16 protein-coding genes and 4 pseudogenes are annotated in these 20477 nt (G+C 35.6%); 12 read left to right on the top strand and 8 right to left on the bottom strand.

Annotated features, from left to right (window positions below; all coding sequences use genetic code 11):
- Positions 1–135 precede the first annotated feature (135 nt).
- From N7U66_RS08485 to htpG, 3 genes and pseudogenes are all read right to left on the bottom strand, one after another.
- Positions 136–633 carry a hypothetical protein gene (locus N7U66_RS08485; protein WP_267678087.1) on the bottom strand — a complete coding sequence of 166 codons (498 nt, stop codon included), beginning with the start codon at positions 631–633 and terminating at the stop codon, positions 136–138.
- Positions 634–1026: 393 nt separating this feature from the next.
- Positions 1027–1482 carry a YkgJ family cysteine cluster protein gene (locus tag N7U66_RS08480; RefSeq protein WP_313791473.1) on the bottom strand — a complete coding sequence of 152 codons (456 nt, stop codon included), beginning with the start codon at positions 1480–1482 and terminating at the stop codon, positions 1027–1029.
- Positions 1483–1866: 384 nt separating this feature from the next.
- A pseudogene (htpG, locus tag N7U66_RS08475) lies at positions 1867–3785 on the bottom strand (molecular chaperone HtpG).
- 303 nt (positions 3786–4088) lie between these two features.
- Between htpG and N7U66_RS08470 the strand changes: the two are divergent.
- From N7U66_RS08470 to N7U66_RS08455, 4 genes and pseudogenes are all read left to right on the top strand, one after another.
- Positions 4089–4718: a leucine-rich repeat domain-containing protein gene (locus N7U66_RS08470; protein WP_267678086.1), complete on the top strand. Its 630-nt coding sequence runs from the start codon at positions 4089–4091 to the stop codon at positions 4716–4718.
- A gap of 289 nt (positions 4719–5007) precedes the next feature.
- Positions 5008–5949, top strand: a complete 942-nt coding sequence (locus tag N7U66_RS08465; protein ID WP_267678085.1) for a hypothetical protein — start codon at positions 5008–5010, stop codon at positions 5947–5949.
- 13 nt (positions 5950–5962) lie between these two features.
- On the top strand, positions 5963–6568 hold the full coding sequence (locus N7U66_RS08460; RefSeq protein ID WP_267678084.1) for a T9SS type A sorting domain-containing protein: 606 nt from the start codon (positions 5963–5965) through the stop codon (positions 6566–6568).
- Between the two features lie 282 nt (positions 6569–6850).
- Positions 6851–7862, top strand: a pseudogene (locus tag N7U66_RS08455) (3-oxoacyl-ACP synthase III family protein).
- Positions 7863–8428: 566 nt separating this feature from the next.
- On the opposite strand, the gene N7U66_RS21595 reads toward N7U66_RS08455, so the two are convergent.
- From N7U66_RS21595 to N7U66_RS21585, 3 genes are read right to left on the bottom strand one after another with little or no spacing between them, the layout of a single operon-like run.
- Positions 8429–9352 carry an outer membrane beta-barrel family protein gene (locus tag N7U66_RS21595; protein WP_313791472.1) on the bottom strand — a complete coding sequence of 308 codons (924 nt, stop codon included), beginning with the start codon at positions 9350–9352 and terminating at the stop codon, positions 8429–8431.
- On the bottom strand, positions 9315–9461 hold the full coding sequence (locus N7U66_RS21590) for an outer membrane beta-barrel protein (protein ID WP_313791524.1): 147 nt from the start codon (positions 9459–9461) through the stop codon (positions 9315–9317). The genes N7U66_RS21595 and N7U66_RS21590 overlap by 38 nt, the downstream gene beginning before the upstream one ends.
- 52 nt (positions 9462–9513) lie before the next feature.
- On the bottom strand, positions 9514–10926 hold the full coding sequence (locus tag N7U66_RS21585; protein ID WP_313791471.1) for a TonB-dependent receptor: 1413 nt from the start codon (positions 10924–10926) through the stop codon (positions 9514–9516).
- Positions 10927–11050: 124 nt separating this feature from the next.
- Here N7U66_RS21585 and N7U66_RS08445 point away from each other — a divergent pair, with 124 nt between their 5' ends.
- On the top strand, positions 11051–11419 hold the full coding sequence (locus N7U66_RS08445; RefSeq protein WP_267678083.1) for a CoA-binding protein: 369 nt from the start codon (positions 11051–11053) through the stop codon (positions 11417–11419).
- A 1-nt stretch (position 11420) separates the two neighbouring features.
- Here the strand turns inward: N7U66_RS08445 and N7U66_RS08440 are convergent.
- Positions 11421–12933: pseudogene (locus N7U66_RS08440) on the bottom strand (sodium:solute symporter).
- Between the two features lie 214 nt (positions 12934–13147).
- On the opposite strand from N7U66_RS08440, the gene recR reads away from it, so the two are divergent.
- The 3 genes and pseudogenes from recR (at position 13148) to N7U66_RS22515 (ending at position 16316) form a co-directional block, all read left to right on the top strand.
- Positions 13148–13765, top strand: a complete 618-nt coding sequence (gene recR, locus N7U66_RS08435; RefSeq protein ID WP_267678499.1) for a recombination mediator RecR — start codon at positions 13148–13150, stop codon at positions 13763–13765.
- 6 nt (positions 13766–13771) lie between these two features.
- Positions 13772–14869, top strand: a complete 1098-nt coding sequence (locus N7U66_RS08430) for a glycosyltransferase family 2 protein (RefSeq protein WP_267678082.1) — start codon at positions 13772–13774, stop codon at positions 14867–14869.
- Between the two features lie 114 nt (positions 14870–14983).
- Positions 14984–16316 (top strand): annotated as a pseudogene (locus N7U66_RS22515) (dihydrolipoamide acetyltransferase family protein).
- Between the two features lie 149 nt (positions 16317–16465).
- On the opposite strand, the gene N7U66_RS08410 reads toward N7U66_RS22515, so the two are convergent.
- Positions 16466–16831, bottom strand: coding sequence for a DUF2200 domain-containing protein (locus N7U66_RS08410; RefSeq protein WP_267678077.1), 366 nt, complete (start codon positions 16829–16831; stop codon positions 16466–16468).
- A gap of 389 nt (positions 16832–17220) precedes the next feature.
- Between N7U66_RS08410 and N7U66_RS08405 the strand changes: the two genes are divergently transcribed.
- The 4 genes from N7U66_RS08405 to N7U66_RS08390 all read left to right on the top strand — a co-directional run bounded on the left by N7U66_RS08405 (position 17221) and on the right by N7U66_RS08390 (position 20407).
- Positions 17221–17994: a 3'-5' exonuclease gene (locus N7U66_RS08405; protein WP_267678076.1), complete on the top strand. Its 774-nt coding sequence runs from the start codon at positions 17221–17223 to the stop codon at positions 17992–17994.
- Positions 17995–18199: 205 nt separating this feature from the next.
- Positions 18200–18811 carry a fumarylacetoacetate hydrolase family protein gene (locus N7U66_RS08400; protein WP_267678075.1) on the top strand — a complete coding sequence of 204 codons (612 nt, stop codon included), beginning with the start codon at positions 18200–18202 and terminating at the stop codon, positions 18809–18811.
- On the top strand, positions 18812–19153 hold the full coding sequence (locus tag N7U66_RS08395; protein ID WP_267678074.1) for an Hpt domain-containing protein: 342 nt from the start codon (positions 18812–18814) through the stop codon (positions 19151–19153).
- 6 nt (positions 19154–19159) lie between these two features.
- A complete protein-coding gene (locus N7U66_RS08390; RefSeq protein WP_267678073.1) occupies positions 19160–20407 on the top strand; it encodes a CinA family nicotinamide mononucleotide deamidase-related protein in 1248 nt (415 codons plus the stop codon).
- Positions 20408–20477 lie beyond the last annotated feature (70 nt).

Below are 20477 nucleotides of genomic sequence, written 5' to 3'. Positions count from 1 at the left end.
GCGTGTCTCGGCACGAACCTTTCCAAATAAAAACTGGTTTTAGAAAATTCGAAGGATTTTCCAAGTGAGGGCAGACCAAGCCATAGCTTGAATGCCGTGTTGTGCATTCGGCTTTTTCGTTTTCTTTTTGCCTTTCTAATTCTCTTTAACAGAGTCATTTATTTTTACCTTAAAATCCTTCAATTTCATTTCATTTCCGTCAATGATATAAAATTTTGATTTTTTGAAAATAGTTGTAATTCCTCCGATACCAGCACCGACAAGACCGCCACCAATCAAACCTACCGCTGCTTTATCAGTTGCTGAAAAAGAAATAATTCCAGGGTCATCATCTCCACTTATTAATCCTAACAAAGCAAGTGAGCCTCCTCCAATTAAAGCACCTTTTGCAACATTATTACCACCGGAACGCTTAGTTTTTATTTTTCCTATTTTACTTAAAGGAACTGATATTGTTTTGCCTTTTAAATATAACTCTATTGATGTTTCAGATATTGACTTTATCGTTCCCTTATTTATTTTTTTACCGTCTAAATTATAAATTCGAATAAAAATATTGGTATCTACTATTTTATTTTGAGCACTAACATTGATTGATAAAACTAAGAATATTGTGAATATTAAATATTTCATAATAGTTTATATATAATTTTTTTGAATTTAGGGTATATTTTCTTGCTGATGCACAACAAAGAGTTATGATTACTATTAACTATATCCCTCTTATATTTATATGCGCATGTGCTTTAATGCAACCCAAATGGCAGTGTCTTTATTAAAACTGTTTTTTTAGCGTCCTATTTGCAATCCACTAAACTACAGGATTATTCTTACATAACCTATACGTAAAATTACGTAGTTTTCGTTGCGCGATAACCGTTGTCAATTATAATAGCGCATCCACAATACCGAGACACTAACAAAAAAACCATCTTAAAAAAGATGGTTTATATTTCACGACACTAAAAAAGTGCGGAAGCTAGGTGTGTTTTAATGAGGATTGCTTTTAGAACCTAAAACGTTAGATTAGGCACTGTTTGCCAAACCACTAGGGAAGGGTCTGTAGGCATAATACTGTAACACTTCTTCAAGGGCTAATTTTAGCGCTGTATTAATAGGAACAATGCGGTTACCCATATTAAAATCGATTTGAGACAATTGCATATAGTAGTCTGTAAACATAGGGACGTATAAGCCCTTGCCAATCGCATCTACAGTATCTTGGTAACTTTCTTTACGGTTGTCTTTTATTATTTTGCAAATGGCTAAGCGTTTTTGGCCGTATTTGTCGTTAGTGGCAGCATAACCAAAAAGCCTACAGATCAAGCCACGGTATTTATAGTTGCTACACTTCCCTAAAGTGCTGTCTACAACGTTTAGTGGCTGGTAGATGTGGCAAATGGAGTGCTTTGCTTTACTGTTTAGAATTTTCAGGGTCTTCTCTGCTTGGCCGTTTAAAAAGAGATGAAAGGCCCAGGGCAAAAACTCTAAAGGGGACGCTTCAACGGTGGGGTTGGTGCAGCAATTGCCACAGCCGAGATAAACAATGTAAAGTGGTTTTCTCTTGAAAACTGGCGATCTCTACATCAAGCTGCGCATACAGGCCTTCTACCAATCTCACTCTTCGCGCTATAGACATCTCGTTTTTTGTTGAAGGTACGCTATAATCTTGCCGTTTACTGGTTTTAAATGCTTATTCGTATGTATTAATAAAATGACAGATTATGGCTTAGTTTTTTTTCTGAAAAACTAAAACGAGCTAAGGAAAGTCATAAAAAAAACCACTTTGTGAGAACAAAGTGGTTTTAGTATTTGTATTAATGTAAACGTGCTAAACACTGTTGGATCACAGTGATAGACTTGTTTTTATTTAATCATTTCGTAGCTACGCTTAATAAACTCGCTCAATTCTTTTCCTTTTAAAAGCCCTTGAGATAAACGCGCTAAATCAATACTTTGCGTGATTAAACGTTCTTGCTTTTTCTTAGTTTTGGTTGCTAAAATCTCACCAACCAATTCAGAGTTTGTATTTACGACTAAATTGTACATGTCCGGCATGTGCCCCATACCAAACATACCACCGCCACCACCGAGACGCTTGCATGTCTTTCATACGGCGCATAAATTCACGGTTGTGTAATCATAAATGGTGCCGCTTCACTATCTTGAGGCTCCAATTGTACCATGAATTTCTCTGATGGAATTAATTCTTTTAATAACTCATCTAAAGCTTTCGTTTGCTCTTCGTCTAACTTAGAAATCGCAGTGTCGTCTTTTTTAATTAACTTATCAATCGCATCGGCATCGACACGGGCAAACGTGATGTTTTCTTTAGAACTTTCTAATTTTTGCATCAGGTGCGATACGATAGGCGAATCTAATAACAAGACTTCGTAACCTTTGGCTTTGGCCGCTTCAATGTAAGAATGTTGTTCATCTTTATTGCTGGCATATAAAATAACCATTTTACCGTCCTTATCGGTTTGGTTGGCTTTAATGGCATTTTCCAATTCTTCGTAGGTATAATACTTACCGTCTACAGTTGGATAAAGGGTAAAAGCGTCTGCTTTTTCAAAGAACTTATCTTCAGAAAGCATCCCGTATTCAATAACAATTTTAATGTCATCCCATTTCGCTTCAAAATCTTCACGGTTACTATTAAATAAGGATTTTAATTTATCGGCTACTTTACGGGTGATGTATGAAGAGATTTTCTTTACCGCACCATCTGCTTGTAAATACGAACGAGACACGTTTAATGGAATGTCTCGGCGAATCAATCACACCGCGCAACATCGTTAAGAATTCCGGTACAATCCCTTCTACATTATCTGTAACATACACCTGGTTTTGGTATAACTGAATTTTATCCTTTTGCATGCCCATATCTCGGAGACAGCTTTGGGAAATATAAAATACCAGTTAAGTTAAACGGATAATCTACATTTAAATGAATGTGAAATAAAGGCGCTTCAAATTGCGACGGATATAACTCTCTGTAAAAACTCTTATAGTTCTCATCTTCCAGTTCTGCGGGTTGCTTCGTCCACGCTGGATTTGGGTTATTGATGATGTTGTCTACCGTAATTTTCTTTTGCGGTTCCTTAGTTTCTTTGCCGTCTTTATCTGTAATAGTTGCTGGCTCATGCTCAGGATCATTAATCTCTTTTGTTCCAAATTTAATAGGAACAGGCATGAACTTGTTATACTTAGATAATAAGGCACCAATACGGGCTTCTTCTAAAAATTCTGTCGAATCTTCAGCAATATGTAAGATTATTTCTGTGCCACGTTCTGTTTTATCTGAAGCTTCTAAAGTAAATTCCGGCGAACCATCGCAAGTCCAATGTGCTGCTGGTTCATCTTTATGCGATTTAGTAATAAGCTCAACTTTTTCTGCAACCATAAAGGCAGAATAAAACCCTAAACCAAAATGACCGATGATACCGAGAATCTTTCGCGGAGTCTTTGTATTTATCTAAAAACTCTTCAGCACCAGAAAAAGCAATCTGGTTGATGTATTTTTCTACTTCTTCAGCAGTCATACCTAAACCTTGATCGATGATGTGCAGTTTTTTACCTGCTTTATCGATTTTAACTTCGATTATAGGGTTGCCATAATCAACTTTCGACTCACCAATACTGGTGAGGTGTTTTAATTTTAAAGTCGCATCTGTTGCATTACTTATAAGCTCACGTAAAAAGATTTCGTGATCACTGTACAAGAATTTTTTAATTAATGGGAAAATGTTTTCTACCGAAACATTAATATTTCCTTTTGCCATAATTTAATTTATTAAATATTCCCACGAAAGTGGGAAACTGTTTGTTGTTTATAATTCCCACGTAGGTGAGAATCTTAATTATTCTATCTAAATGATTAATTCATGAATTTACAAGTCAACAAAAATGCCAATTAATGAAAGGTGACAAGATGACATTGTTGGAAATGATAAAATCATTAAATTTGCCCTACCCAAATAAATAAAAAATGAAATACCTCTACTTTCTACTTATAGTAATTTTTACTTTTAATATTACTCAAGCACAAATTATTAATATACCGAGATGCTAATTTTAAGGATGCATTGATAAATGATAATGTTGCAGATATTGATGGGAATGGAATCCCCGATGGTGATATTGATATCAACGATGACGGCGAAATACAAGTCACAGAAGCATCTCAAATTACATGGTTAATTCTTACTAATAAAAATATATCCTCACTAGAAGGAATTCAATATTTTACCAATATTGAAAAGTTATGGTTGAATGATAATTTTTTAACCGATGTTGATTTAACTCAAAATATAAACCTTAAATATCTACTTATAAAGAACAATCAACTTATTAACTTAAATGTAGCTCAAAATACAAATTTAGAGCAACTAGTATGTGGCAACAATCAATTATCGACTCTAAATGTAAGCCAAAATGTACTCCTTAGCCAATTTGAGTGTAATAGTAATCAATTAACTCAATTAGATGTCACTCAAAATTTGAATCTTGAAATTTTAAACTGTTTTGGGAATGCGTTAACTAATGTTAATATAAGTCTAAATTCAAAGTTGAAGACTTTAAACTTGGCGAATAATCAAGTAACTAGTTTAGATGTTAGTCAAAATAATTTGCTTGAAGTCTTAAATTGTGCAACAAACCGAGATAGTTACGTTAAATTTAGGTTCAGGTTTAAATCTTCAAAGTCTATTTTGTGAAGGAAACTTGCTAACTAATTTAGATGCTAGTCAAAAACCAAACCTTCAAAATTTAAACTGTGTTTCTAATCAACTATCACTAATAAATGTGAGCCAAACACCTATGTTAGAGCATATGATTTGCAATAATAATTTGTTGGCGGTTTTAGATGTAAGTGAGAGCCCGAATTTAAATGTATTACATTGTGAAGATAACCAGATTGCACATTTGGATTTGAGTCAAAATATAAATCTTTTGGCATATGATAGTAATCCTAATCTTACAAAACTTAAATGTAAAAATAATCAAATGCAAACTTTGATTTTAAAGAATGGAATAAATAATATTCAGGCTTATGCTACTTTTTATAATTTTTTTGAAGGAAATGAAACATTAGTTTACATATGCGATGATGATGAGGACTTGTCAACCTTGGAATCCTTTATTTCTTCTTATTATCCTACTGCAACTACAACAGTTAATTCTTATTGTTCATTTAATCCTGGAGGTGAATTTTATACCATTTTAGGTAATAACACTTATGATTTAAATGGAGATGGTTGTGATGTTTCAGATTTAGATTTCCCTAATTTAAAATATAGTGTGACTAATGGAATTATCGACGAATCTATTTTTTCGAATACTAATGGGGACTACATTCTGCCAGTTCAAACAGGAATGCATACTATAACACCGTTATTAGAAAACACACCTTATTTTACAGTAGTTCCTTCTAGTATTACAGTAGATTTTCCAACTGATGCAAGTCCATATTCTCAAGATTTTTGTGTGACTCCGGATGGAGTGCATCCTGATTTAGAACTTATTATATTGCCTCTAGGGCAAGCTAGACCAGGTTTTGATATAAATTACGAGCTAGTATATAAAAACAAGGGGAATACCACGTTATCAGGTATTGTAGCTTTAGATTTTCAAGATGATTTTATGGATTTAATTACTGCTAATCCAATAGTAGATAGTCAAACTACTGATAACTTATCATGGAATTATAGTAGCTTACAGCCATTTGAAAGTAGAAGTATATATTTTACTATGAATATTAATACACCTACAGATACTACATTTCCGGTAAATGGTGATGATGTATTAGATTTTATTGCGACAATAATTCCAATTGCTGCAGATGAGACTCGAGAAGATAATGTATTTGAACTGAACCAAACAGTTGTAAATTCATATGATCCTAATGATAAAACCTGTTTAGAAGGCGCAACTATTACTCCGAGATAGAGTTGGAGACTATGTGCATTATATGATTCGTTTTGAAAATACAGGAACAGCAAGCGCAATTAATGTTGTTGTTAAAGATATTATAGATATAATTGAATTTGATATATCTACATTAATACCTTTAAAAGGGAGTCATAATTTTGTAACTAGAATTAGTAATAACAATACAGTGGAATTTATTTTTGAGAACATAAATTTACCAGAAGATGATGCCAATAATGATGGTTATGTAACTTTTAAAATAAAGACACAGCCAACATTAGTGTTAGGAGATACATTTAGTAATACTGCAGAAATCTATTTTGATTTTAATGCTCCAATAATTACCAATACTGCTGTAACCACTGTTGCTAATTCATTAAGTGTTTCAAACTATGAATTAGATTCTAGTATCAAGTTATATCCTAATCCTGTAGATGAAGAATTACACATAGAAAGTAAAAACATATTAGAAACTATTTCTGTTTATGATATTAATGGTAGAGTATTATATAATATAAATGTAGTAGAAAATCAGTTTAACGAAACACTTAATATAGATAAACTTACTAAAGGTGTTTATTTTGTTAGAGTTACATCCGCTCAAGGCGAGTTTGTAGAAAAAATTATAAAAGAATAAAGTTACTTCATTTAAATAGTTAAAAGCACTCTTCAAAAGAGTGCTTTTTTATTTTAATCTAAATTGTTAATTTGATAAAATCGGATAGATATTATGCACGCATAATGAATAACCCATATTATTTGATGGTTTATAGCTGAAATACTTAAATTGCGCGACTGTTTAAAGGACAATAGCTCCTTCCTGAAGATTCAGAATAAATAGCAGTAAATAACAATAAGACTTCCGCCTAAGTTTATCTTGAGAGAAGACGAAAGCTAGAAGCGAAAATAAAATTTTTCGATGTATAATTCAAAAATAATAGGCCTAGGCAAGTATGTGCCGGATAATGTAGTTACCAATGAAGATCTATCAAAAATGATGGATACTAATGATGCGTGGATTACAGAACGTACAGGTATAAAAGAACGCCGTTGGGCCGTTAAGGGTTCCGGAGATACTACAGCAACAATGGGTGTAAAAGCTGCTAAACAAGCCATTGAGCGCTCAGGAATAGATAAAGACGATATCGATTTTATCATTTTTGCAACCTTAAGTCCGAGACATGTATTTTCCTGGTCCTGGTGTACAAGTGCAGCACGCCTTAGATATAAAAACGGTTGGTGCCTTAGATGTGCGTAACCAATGCTCTGGATTCGTCTATGCGATTTCTGTTGCCGATAATTTTATTAAAACAGGCATGTATAAAAACATACTGGTAATTGGTAGCGAACTGCATTCACATGGCTTAGATAAAACCGATCGGGGACGTGGTGTTTCAGTCATTTTTGGAGATGGAGCAGGGGCTGCGGTATTAACGCGAGAAGACAATAATTCTAAAGGTATTTTATCGACGCATTTACATTCACAAGGCGAACATGCTGAAGAATTGGTGGTTAAGGCACCAGGTATGGGAACGCGCTGGGTAACCGATATTATTGCTGAGAACGATCCGGATGATGAAAGTTATTTCCCCCACATGAACGGACAATTTGTATTTAAAAATGCAGTCGTTCGTTTTAGCGAAGTTATTATGGAAGGACTCCTACAAAATAAATTAGGGAAGGAAGACATTGATATGTTAATTCCGCATCAGGCCAATTTACGGATTGCACAATTTATACAGAAGAAATTTGGACTGAGTGACGACCAGGTATTTAATAATATTATGCGCTATGGAAACACCACGGCAGCCTCTATACCTATAGCATTAACAGAAGCATGGGAAGAAGGAAAAATTAAAGAAGGCGATACCGTGGTATTAGCTGCTTTTGGTAGTGGTTTTACTTGGGGATCAGTCATCATTAAATGGTAACATTTCCGTAAAAAATCATTACAAAAATAGGATTAGAAATACAAAAAGCCCGAAACCATCTGTTTCGGACTTTTTTTGCTATTAATCATTAAACTTAACGGTGTACGATGCTTAATTGGAAGACTAATTCAAATGTAAGTGTTTCGTATTTTGTTAATATCTTACTATAAAGACGTTCGATTTTGGTTTTTATTACATTGATAATCAAAGTTTAACGCATTTTAACATTTCAAAACGGGTTTTAAAATAAAAATCCTGAAACGGATGGTTTCAGGATTTTTTCGCTATTAATCAAATAGGTATCTAATCAAGACGATTAGTATCTAACTGCTATAAAGATAGACTGTAAATATTACATAACTACTTGTTTTTCAGTATTTAGCAAATAATTAACGTGATAGGTGTCTTTTTATTAGGACTTATATTACAAAAGTAAAATTAAAATCAAAAACCCAAAGCCGATCAAACTTTGGGTTTTCTTATTTAGCAACCATACATTAACACTAACCATCAACTATTAACAGGTTGCCAAAACTAATTAGCGTCTTAAATATTTTTAGTGAGGCTTATAAAAATCCGCCACCAGATTTTTCATTATCATCTCTGTTTTTTCCGGATTTAGCACTGTATTTTTTGCCTCCAAATCTATAGGATAATCCTGCGAAAATGGTTTTGCTTTCCCAATTAAAAGCACCCGATTGTTTAAATGGATTATTACCATCAAAAGCAAACTCTTGTGTGTCTAGTACATCATTAAAGTTTAGACTAAAACTCCCTCTTCCATCGGCAAAACTTTGTCCGGCCCCCAAATTAACAAAGTACATGGGTTTCATGGTAAACTGAATCCCCTTGTTGGCACCTCTGTAAAACCCAAAAGCAGAGAGAGACAGGGTTTTGGTAACCTGGAAGTTGTTAAAGAGTTTGAAGTTCCATGCGACATTATCGACCGTGATTTTTTGAGTGATAATATCATCAACAGTTGCTGTTTCAATAGGCGCATTTAAAAGTTCTGTAATGCCGTTTTGAGTTTGTGCGTATAAATCAAAACTTCCATTTAAACGCCACCATTTTGTAGGTTTGTAATTGCTGGATAACTCAAAACCATAAGAAGAACTGTTGTTGAAATTGTCGAAGGTTAATATAATCCGGTTTAAGTTCGTGCGATCTACAAATACCGCTCTATTTATTTCATCCTCAATAATTCTATAAAAGACCCCAGCGGTAATGCTTCCATTTTCCAATTGACGTGTATAATTGGTCTCGAAAGAATTTGTGAATTGTGGTTGTAAACTTTGATTTCCAAAAGAGGAGATTAATGGCGTGCTCCATTCTCTAATGGGGTTCACTTGCCCAACACCTGGCCGGTCTACACGACGACTATAACTTAATTGATAGCTGTTTTTTTCTGAAGGTGAATACGTTAAAAAAGCAGAAGGATACCATTCAAAATAGTCATTGGTGAAAGGTATGTTTTCTCGGAGAAGCATCATTAAATAATTGAAGCGCATTAGAGGTTTCCTTTACCGTCTCAGCTCTGACTCCTATTTGATAGGTGAATTTCTTTAACTCCTTACCATAGGTGGCATAGGCAGAATAAATATCTCGTGTATAATTAAAATCTGTACTGGGCGTGGGTATGAATTCATCGCCATTATCTCGGTGTCATGTCTTGATTCGGGTTCGCGGAAAAGCCAGTAGAATTATAATTAATATCTGATGTAGAAAGCAAAGCTTGTACGCCTAATTCTAATTTAGTGTCATCAGATAATGGATTAATGTAATCTAAGTTAATCGTGGTTAATCCTCGCTCTGTATCTACAAAATCCAAATAATCTGTAGTTTGACTAGCACCAATAAAATTAAAATCGGCAGCTTCATCTTGTGTGAAATGACTACGGTCTATTTCCAACTCGATATTGTGGCCTTCCTTTGCAAAATCCAATTTATAATCAAAGTTGTACTGTTTGGATTCGTTAGTGTTGTCATTAAAAAAAAGTTGAGACTGATTAAACGCAGGGCTGTCATAGTATAATATGTTTGTAATACTATTGGTATCGCTTTCCGAGTTATTCCTGCTGGTAAACACAGAGATGGTATGGTTGTCGTTCAGATAAAAATCCAATCCAACTTTAAACACATGGTTTTTTGAATTGGATAGAAATTCGAATAATTGTTCAGAGTTGTCTTCGGGTCTAAAAATATACCCCTGGTTCAAGTTTTTATTTATATTATTACCGTAGTTACCATACAGGTTAAATTTTCCGTTGCGGTAATTCATGTCTATGCCACTATTAAATTTGGCATTCTCTTGGTAGGCCAATCCTAAATTAATATTTCCATTAAAGCCAATTTTTATATTTTTATGTAGAATAATATTGATGATCCCACTCATGCCTTCTGGATTGTATTTAGCGGAAGGGTTGGTGATTAACTCAACACTTTTTATAGACGTAGACGGAATTTGTTTTAATAATTGTGCGGCTGGTATATTTGAAAGTTTACCGTCCACCATAACGCGCACATTTTGATTGCCCCGTAGGCTAATGTCTCCCGTTTGCTGGTCTACACTTACCGATGGGAGGTTATTCATAATGTCGCTAGCCGTCGGTCCCGAAGTGGTTAAGTCTTTACCTATGGTAATTATTTTTCTATCTACTTTTTGTTGTATGGTAGAGATTTCGGCAGTAATTTCAACTTCATCTAAACCGGTGGCTTGTTCAAAAATTTTCACTTCGCCAAAGTCAATTTTAGTATTGTTTTTATCAATGGTAATGTCGCGACTTACTGTTTTGTAGCCTAGATATTCAATACTCACATGGCTCTGTCCTTCAGGGATGTCTGTCATATAAAAGGTACCGTCCTCTTTAGTGATGCCTCCAGTTATAATGGCTCCCTTTAAATCTCTTACAACAATATTTACATAAGGTAAGGGTGCGTTAAGTGTTCCGTCTAAGATGGTTCCAGTAATAATTCCTGACTTATAATTGGTGTGTTTTGCTACGGAGGTTTGTGCCTGCGATGCTGAAAAGAGTAGGAGCACGCAGCAGGTGATTAGATGTTTCATTGGATTGATTGATTGATTAATTTTCAACAGATATTGTTTGCTATTAAAATAAAGACGTCTAATTTTACAATCTGTTACTGCCGGTCACTGGCGTTAACACTTTTTTAACATTTATAACAAGAATATGGCTACAAATAAGAAGACTTTAGTACTCGGAGCATCTACAAAACCACACCGTTATTCTAATATAGCGATGCAAAAATTGACGGCTTACAAGCATGAGACAGTGGCTTTTGGAATGCGTGAAGGTGAAGCATACGGAGTGACTATCGATACAACGTTCAAGGATTATAAAAATTTAGATACGGTAACGCTTTATCTCAATCCAACACGTCAAAAAGACTATTATGAGTATATCGTGTCCTTACAGCCAAAACGGGTGATCTTTAATCCTGGTACTGAAAATCCTGAATTTTATGCTATTTTAAAAGAAAACAATATTGATTTTGAAGTCGCCTGCACCTTAGTGTTATTGTCTACAAATCAATATTAGTTTATTCATGAGATTTAGGACTGGCTTTTTTAGTCTTATAAAATAAAGGATCTAAGTGATCGGTTTCATTTGTTTTTCTTGAAATTAAAAAGAGGCCTATAAAAGTAAGAATACCATTGACTATCAAAATCTCGAAACCAAATTTATAGCCACTAAATAAGAGTTCAGAATATAGATTCATAAAGTAGGATACTAGAGGTGCGACAAGGGCAATAATCCATACATATTGATCTTTAATATGTTTTTTCGTTAATATCCCAAAGGCAAATAATCCTAGTAATGGGCCATAAGTATAACCCGCAGCTTTAAAGAGTTCCCGCGATGACAGACACATCGGTAAAGATGGTGTCGAAAATAACAATCACGATAACTAAAATAATGCTGAAGAGTACATGAATGCGCTTGCGTATTTTTTTCTCGGTCCTCCGCCGGTTTTTTGTCTAATTCGATAATATCAATACAGAAAGACGTGGTTAAGGAGGTTAAAGCAGAATCGGCACTAGAATAGGCGGCTGCAATTAATCCTAAAAGAAAAAAGGCAGAAGTGACTACGCCAATTTCAGGTAACATGGCAATAGCAGGAAACAGATCATCTTTTTTTGCTGTGATACCATTTTGTTCAGCATATTGCGTGAGCATTAAACCTAAGGCTAAAAATAAGAGGTTTACAAAAACCGAACAACAGCAAAGGAAATCATGTTTTTTTGAGCCTCTTTAATATTCTTACAGGTTAGGTTTTTTTGCATCATATCTTGATCTAAACCAGTCATTGTTATCGTTATAAAAATACCCGCTAAAAAGCTTTTCCGTAAATATTGCGCATTATTACCATCTTCAAAAAAGAAAACCTGACTTAATTTGCTATTAGTAACATTCGAATATATTTCAGAGATACCATCTAAATCTAAAGCAGACGCTAAAAACGAAATAGTGACCACCACAGAAATTAGCATGAATAACGTTTGAAGGGTGTCTGTAAAAATAATGGTTTTTATACCGCCCTTAAAGGTGTACAGCCAAATGAGTGCAATGGTGATAATAACGGTTATAGGGAACGGAATATCAAATTGGTCAAATATTAATAATTGCAAGACTTTAGCGACTAAGAATAAGCGAAACGCGGCCCCGACGGTTCGAGAAATAAGAAAAGCGATAGAACCTGTTTTATAACTGGTAGGTCCAAAACGGTCTCTTAAATAGGTGTAAATGGAGGTCAAGTTTAACCTATAATATAAGGGTAATAATACATATGCAATTATTAAATAGCCAACGAAGTAGCCTAAAACCACTTGGAAATAACCAAACTGTTTGGTTTCTACCGCTCCAGGAACTGAAATAAACGTGACTCGAGACAATGATGCTCCAATCATACCAAAAGCGACCAAATACCATGGGGCAGATTTATTGGCTTTAAAAAAAGCGGCATTGGTGTCTTCTTTTCCAGTGAAATAGGAGATTAAAATGAGCACACCAAAATAGGCGGATATTAAAAGTATAATTTGAATTGGAGACATCTGTTTTTGTTTTCAGTAGCCAAATTACGTAAAAAGTCTTCAGTTAACCGTTTCTAGTGTTTAGTTTTTTTATGCGTGTGTTTAATGAGCATGTTACATGATAAATGTTGTGCAGATGCAGAGAAGGAATCCTACAGCTATTTGTAGAGCCATTATGCAATATTAAATTTGATAGTATTAGTGTAATTAATGGCTAATGTTTAATTTCGCAGTTATGGAATTCTCTTCAAAACTTCTTGAAAATGCTGTGAATGAAATCTCGCAGTTGCCTGGTATAGGGAAGCGTACAGCATTGCGTTTGGCATTACATTTACTCAAGCAACCCAAAGAGCAAACAGCACATTTGGTACAAGCCTTATCGCATATGCGCGAAGATTTAAAATTTTGCAAATCCTGCCATAACATCAGTGATGTCGAGTTGTGCGAGATTTGTTCCAATCCGTTACGTACAGACGATATTGTTTGTGTGGTTGAAGACATTAGAGATGTTATGGCCATAGAAAACACAGCGTCACATAAAGGGTTGTATCATGTTTTAGGCGGAAAAATCAATCCCATGGAGGGGATCGGACCACACGATTTAAATATTGTAAGTCTCGTTGAAAAAGTAAAACGAGGTCATATTAAGGAACTTATTTTTGCATTAAGCTCAACGATGGAAGGCGATACTACTAATTTTTATATTTTTAAACAACTTAAGGGTTTGGAGATTAAAACGTCAACCATTGCCGGAGGCATTTCGGTGGGTGATGAGTTGGAATATGCCGATGAAATTACACTGGGACGTAGTATAATAAATAGAATCCCATTTGAAGGTTCATTAAAACAATAAGTGCCTTTGAAGCTATCTGTCATCATACTCAGTTATAACGTGCGCTACTTTTTAGAGTTGTGTTTGCAAAGTGTTGAAGGGGCAACACGGTTACTAGATGCCGAGATTATTGTAGTCGATAACCACTCTCAGGATGAGAGTTGCGACATGGTAAAAGCGCTGTTTCCAAAAGTAAAATTGATTGAAAACAAAGAGAATTTAGGATTTTCAAAAGGGAATAATATTGGCGTGGCAGAAGCGAAGGGCGAATACCTTTGCATATTAAATCCGGATACGGTAGTCGCAGAAGATGCGTTTAGAACCCTTTTAAAATTTGCCGACGCACAAAATAATGTAGGCATTATTGGCTGTCGATTAATAGATGGTAACGGTGGTTTTTTGCCGGAAAGTAAACGTAATATTCCTACAGTAACCGTCGCAGTCAATAAAATGCTACGAAAAACAAAAGACTATTATGCCGCGCATATACAAGAGACTGGTATTGGTCAGTCTGAGATACTTGTTGGAGCCTTTATGCTATTAAAGCAACAAGTGTATCATGAGGTTGGTGGGTTTGATGACGATTATTTTATGTACGGTGAGGATATCGATCTGTCTTATAAAGTATCTAAAGCAGGCTATAATAATTTATATTTTGGCAAGGTGACCACCATTCATTTTAAAGGAGAGAGCACGCTAAAAGACAAAATTTACGCTAAACGCTTTTATGGGGCGATGCAAATTTTTTATAAAAAACACTTTAAAAGGAATCTTTGGTTTGATACCTTGGTATGGTTCGGTATCCAGTTGGCTAAAATGTCACCTAAAAAAAGAATTAAAATCAAATTAAAATTTTCAAAATATGCGGTGGTTTCCGATATCGAAAATATCAAACTTAAGGAGACGTTAGAAAAACCAGTATCACTAGTTGCTCTTGAAACCCCAATTTCAAAGGAAACGCAATTAATATTTGATGCGAATGTGATTCCTTTTAAAGAGATGATCACTTATTTTTCCGAATCAGAAAAAAATAAAAACATTACATTTAAAATACTGCCAAAAAACGCTAATTTTATCCTCGGAAGTCATTCAGCGAAAAGCAGAGGGGAAGTGATAACCTTTTAAAAATCATTTTATTAAAAAACATAAAGGCAAAATAATATGGAATAGTTAAGTGAGTAGGCTATTTTTTATTAATTTTGCATTCTCAAAACACAAAAAGAGACTATTTTTATCAATATGGCAAGATTTGAACTAAAATTACCGAAAATGGGAGAAAGTGTTGCTGAGGCAACAATCACTTCATGGTTAAAAGAAGTTGGCGATACAATTGAAGCTGATGAAGCCGTTTTAGAAATTGCAACAGACAAGGTGGACAGCGAAGTCCCTAGCGAGGTGGATGGCATCTTAGTTGAAAAACGATTCAATGCCGATGATGTTGTACAAGTAGGGCAGGTTATTGCTGTTATAGAAACGGAAGGCGAAGCAGGTGCCTCTGCAGAAGCACCAAAAGCGCAGGACGTAGTTGAAGAGACTACAGCAGCCGTTGCTGAGGTGTCACAAACAGTGGTGGCAGCAAAAGAAGCGGCAGCGCCAATAAGTTCTAATGGAGACCGTTTTTACTCACCATTAGTTAAAAACATGGCGAAAGCTGAAGGTATAGCACAAGCTGAATTAGACCGCGTTCCTGGAACAGGAAAAGAAGGGCGTGTGACCAAGGCAGACATGCAGGACTATTTAAAATCTAGAGGAGCGCAACCCGCAAAAGCAGCTGGATTGGGTACAGCTATTGATCCTGCAAAAACACAAACGGCACCAAAATCAGAACCTAAAAAAGAGGCCGCACCAGTTGTTGCTAGCGGTGGTGACGAAATTATAGAAATGACCGAGAATGGGCAAACTCATTGCGCATCACATGGTAGAAAGTGTGCAAACGAGTGCTCACGTGCAGAGTTTTATAGAAGCCGATGTGACAAACATTTGGAACTGGAGAAAGAAAATGAAAGGGGAATTCATGAAGCGTGAAGGTGAAAATCTAACGTTTACACCCATCTTTATGGAAGCGGTAGCGAAAGCTTTACGTGATTTTCCGATGATGAACATTTCATTACAAGGCGACACTATTATAAAGAAGAAAAATATCAATTTAGGAATGGCTGCGGCATTACCGAGCGGTAATTTAATTGTTCCAGTGATTAAAAATGCAGACCAATTAAATCGGTAGGCATGACCAAGCAGGTTAATGATTTAGCAGCGCGTGCTAGAGATAATAAATTAAAACCAGACGATATTCAAGGAGGCACCTATACGGTAACAAATGTAGGGACCTTTGGCAGTATTATGGGTACCCCAATTATTAATCAGCCACAAGTAGGTATTTTGGCTTTAGGAGCTATTAGAAAGGTACCTGCAGTGATTGAAACACCGAGATGGAGATTTTATTGGGATACGTTACAAAATGTTCTTGTCACACTCTTACGATCATCGTGTGGTCAATGGGGCGTTAGGCGGGCAATTTGTAAAAGCCGTAAAAGATTATTTAGAGGCTTGGGATATGAATCGAGAGATCTAATTAATGCCCACCAAGGGTTGTCTCAGGGCGTTTTTAAACCATTAAAATGTAAAAAAGTAAAAGCACCGTTTTAAAACGGTGCTTTTTTGTTATTTCATATTGAAAATAAGTGAGGTGTATGGCTGGCAATCGTGTGGTCTTTTATTAAACTATTTGCTCCGTAATATTTTTTCCATTTTTCGGCCTTTCGCTAATTCATCAACTAATTTGTCTAAATACCTCACGTGTTTGGTCAAGGGATTTTCAATGGCTTCTATTCTATAGCCGCATATAACGCCATGAATGAGATGAGCATTGGGATTTAATGCCGCTCTTTGAAAGAAGGTTTCAAAGCTTGCTTTTTCAATAATGAGTTCTTGTATTTTGTTTTTGTCAAAGCCCGTAAGCCATTGAATGACTTCTTGCAATTCTTCTTGTGTTCTGCCTTTCTTTTCTACTTTCGAGATGTAGTGCGGGTATACTGAAGCAAATGTCATTTTTGCTATTCGGGCATTATGTTCAGGAGTTGTTTTCATGGTCTTACTAAACTGTTTTTTTTTTTTTTAGTCTACAGGCGTTCTTGAAGCCAAGGTTTTCGTAATGATAAAAGCGCTACAAAGCAGCTACAACGTCAAGGGGATGTTGTTTTAATCTGTGATTAAACTAAGTTCGTCTTTTTTCTTTAAAAAGTCAAATCAACACTTGCCTTAAAAGCCGCTTTTTGGAAGTACTGGGAGACGTAAGTAATAGTCCTTGTAAAAAACCAGTCAAACCTTACTGTCCTGCTGCGCGCACTGACAAAAAACAAAACAGGGCTTATTTGATTGGACCAAGTGCACTCTATAGAAGTGTTTTTGAGAAAAAAGGTTTTACAAACTAAAAGTACCAGAATACTTTTATATTTGCATAAATAGCACCTAAATATATGGAACTCAATCTTAGCAAACCCGTTTGTTTTTTCGATCTTGAAACGACAGGAATCAATATTACAAATGACCGCGTTGTAGAAATATCAATATTAAAAGTCTTTCCTAATGGAAATAAAGAAAGCAAAACCTGGTTGGTAAATCCGGAAATGCCCATTCCAGCAGAAACATCGGCGATTCATGGCATCACAGACGAGCGTGTGGCTAATGAGCCGACCTTTAAAGCATTGGCAAAAGACATTTATGCCATGATTAAAGACAGTGATTTGGCAGGGTTTAATTCTAACCGATTTGATATTCCACTACTCGCAGAAGAAATGTTACGAGCAGAGGTTGATTTTGATATGAAAGGGCGGGTGGCTATCGATGTGCAAACCATATTTCATAAAATGGAACAGCGCACCTTAAGTGCCGCCTATAAATTTTACTGCGATAAGGGTCCGGAAAATGCGCATAGTGCAGAAGCAGACACGCTAGCAACCTACGAAGTGCTTAAAGCACAATTGGAGCGTTATGACGAACTGGAAAACGATACTAAATTTTTGGCAGAATTTAGTTCACGTAAAAAGTTTGCCGATTTTGCAGGGTTTTTAATGTTTAATAAAGAAGGCGAAGAATGTTTTGCGTTTGGTAAACACAAAGGCAAAAAAGTAACCGAAGTCTTAGATAAAGAACCAGGATATTTTGGATGGCTTTTAAATGCCGACTTCCCGCTGTACACAAAAAAAGTGCTGACGGCGATAAAATTGCGCGCGTTTAATAATAAGATTTAAATAGACAATAAAACATAGAAATACGCAGTCGTTTTTATAGAAGTTTTATCTTACTTAAGATATCAGTCTAAATAAGTAAGAGTAAACTTTGCGGTAGCGTATTAGCGAGAAAATTGAACAACAACAACAACAACAACAACAAACCACAAGAGTAAGCAGTCTGTCATCTAACAGCTAAGTGGTCTATACTCTATAGTCTTAAAAAATGAAACTAATCTGCATAGGAAGAAATTACACAGCACACATTAAAGAACTAGAAAACGAAAAACCTACAGATCCTGTGGTGTTTTTAAAGCCGGACACGGCGATCCTTTTAAAAAAACAGCCCTTTTTTATACCGGAATTTTCAAATGACGTGCATCACGAAGTAGAGGTTTTGGTGAAAATTAATAGGGTAGGTAAGTATATTGATAAAAAATTTGCGCATAAATATTATGACGACATAGGACTCGGGATCGATTTTACGGCCCGCGATTTACAAGCGCAATTAAAAGCAAAAGGATTGCCTTGGGAAAAAGCAAAAGCCTTTGATGGAGCTGCAGTCATAGGCCAGTGGTTGCCAAAAAGTAATTTTGAATCTGTTGATGCCATCCGTTTTTCGTTAAAGAAGAATGAGGTTGTTGTGCAAGAGGGAAATACAAGTCATATGTTATGGAAAATTGATGAAATCATAGAATATGTGTCAAAATATTTTACTTTAAAGATAGGAGATGTTATCTTTACTGGAACGCCTGCAGGAGTTGGTAAGGTTGTTGCAAATGATAAACTTAAAGGATACATAGAAGATCAAGAACTATTTTCTATTACAGTAAAATAAATGGAAGTAAACTACAAACTACATAGATTGAGAGAGTTAGCAGATAATGACGAAGAGTTCATCATGGCGCTAGCAGAAACTTTTTTAGAAGAAGTCCCAGCAGATGCTATTGTTTTAAAAGAAGCAGTGACGTCTAAAGATTTCTTACAAACGTACCAAACGGCGCATAAAATGAAGCCCACAGTAGATGTCTTTGAATTGGGTGTTTTAGATAAACTCATAGAAGTTCAAGATTGGGGAAAACATGAGAAGGCCAGTGAAGACGTTACCGGACAGTTAACGGAGGTCTTAGAAGCTATCGACAAAGCAGCCACAGAAATTCGATCGGATTTCAATTTATAAACCACCATGCAAGCCGAAATTATTACCATTGGCGATGAAATTCTCATCGGACAAATAGTAGATACCAATTCAGCATATATAGGGAAAGCGCTCAACACCATAGGTGTTTCTGTCTATCAAATCACGTCCATACAAGATGACAAGCAGCATATACTTAAAGCTTTAGCTGAAGCTGAAGCCAATGCCGATATTATTATTATTACTGGTGGGTTAGGGCCAACAAAAGATGATATCACGAAGCACACGGTGGCCGAATATTTTAATGATACCTTAGTAAGAAATACTGCTGTAACAGAAAATATTGAACGGTTGTGGCGCGATTTTGTTAAAGTCCCCTTGCAACAAGTTAACTTAGATCAAGCATTGATACCTTCAAGAGCAAAAGTGTTAATGAATATGGTAGGTAGTGCGCCAGGCATGTGGTTAGAGAAAGGGCAAAAGGTGTTTATTTCTATGCCAGGGGTCCCTTTTGAAATGAAAGCGTTAATGGAGCAGGAAGTGCTTCCTAGGTTAAAACTAAAATTTAAACGCCCTTATATATTACATAAAACACTCCTCACCTATGGTAGGGGAGAAAGTACCATAGCCGCAACCATTGAAACATGGGAAAATGAATTGCCGGACTTTATAAAGTTGGCCTATTTACCAAGCTTAGGAAAAGTGAGATTAAGGCTGTCTGCAAGAGGGTTTGATGAGCAAGCGATTACGGTTGAAGTTGAAAAGCAAATCCAGGCGGTATTACCATTACTTGAAGACATCTTTGTAGGTTTTGAAGAGGAGGGCGATTTAGCCGTTTTAATAGGAAGACAATTAGTAAAGGCCAACAAAACATTAGCGGTTGCCGAAAGTTGTACTGGCGGAAAATTGGCAGAAACTTTTACCGAACATTCAGGAGCGTCCGCCTTTTTTAACGGCGGGGTAATCACCTATGCCACACAATCTAAAATAGACGTTTTGGGTGTCTCAAAAGCCATAATAAAAGAACATTCGGTGGTAAGTGCTCAGGTAGCAGAAGCCATGGCGCAAAAATGTTTGCAATTATTTAAGAGTGATTATGCGATAGCCACGACGGGTAATGCAGGACCTACAAAAGGCGATTCGGAAGCAGAAATTGGTACCGTATACATTGCTATAGCCATAAAAGACAAGGTTTTTTCAGAAAAATTTGCACTTGGAAATAACAGAACACGCGTGGTAAATAAAGCCGTAAATAAGGCTTTAGAACTCCTTCAAAAAGAAATTTTTAAAAATTGATAAAAAACAGATTGTCAATACTAAAACATTTCATATATTTGCACCTCGAATTTTAATAACACATTTAAAG

Source organism: Lacinutrix neustonica, from assembly GCF_026625145.1.
In the GTDB taxonomy this organism is placed as follows: domain Bacteria; phylum Bacteroidota; class Bacteroidia; order Flavobacteriales; family Flavobacteriaceae; genus Lacinutrix; species Lacinutrix neustonica.
The sequence above is the reverse complement of the archived record's forward strand: the minus strand, read 5'-3'. Positions and strand labels throughout refer to the sequence as shown.